Source organism: Micromonospora craterilacus, assembly GCF_003236315.1.
Taxonomy (GTDB): domain Bacteria; phylum Actinomycetota; class Actinomycetes; order Mycobacteriales; family Micromonosporaceae; genus Micromonospora; species Micromonospora craterilacus.
In genome coordinates this window covers 1-457 of the sequence record NZ_POTY01000558.1, presented here as the reverse complement: position 1 = coordinate 457, position 457 = coordinate 1, and the positions used below count along the sequence as shown (strand labels likewise).

The 457-nt window shown below is 40.5% G+C and carries 1 protein-coding gene; it reads left to right on the top strand.

The window, feature by feature from the left end; translation table 11 throughout:
• Positions 1 to 457 (top strand): L-arabinose isomerase family protein (locus tag C1I95_RS37465; protein WP_499878003.1); only part of this gene is annotated, 457 nt, incomplete at both ends.

Sequence of the window (457 nt, the reverse complement as noted above, 5' to 3'; positions counted from 1 at the left end):
AGTTGAAGAAGTTAATGCCGTTTCTGACGAAGACATTGACAAGAAGTACGAAGAAATGAAGAATGACTACAACTTTGTAGAAGGTCAAAACTCTTCCGAAAAATTCGAACACAATACTAAGTATCAAATTCGTGAATACTTCGGTTTGAAGAAGTTCATGGATGACCGTGGATACACAGCATTCACAACTAACTTTGAAGACTTAGCTGGTTTGGAACAATTACCAGGTTTAGCAGCACAAATGTTGATGGCTGAAGGTTATGGATTTGCTGGCGAAGGTGACTGGAAGACAGCTGCTTTGGACCGCTTATTGAAGATTATGGCTCACAACAAGCAAACTGTATTTATGGAAGATTACACACTTGATCTTCGTGAAGGTCATGAAGCAATCCTTGGATCACATATGCTTGAAGTTGACCCATCAATCGCCAGTGACACACCACGTGTTGAAGTACAC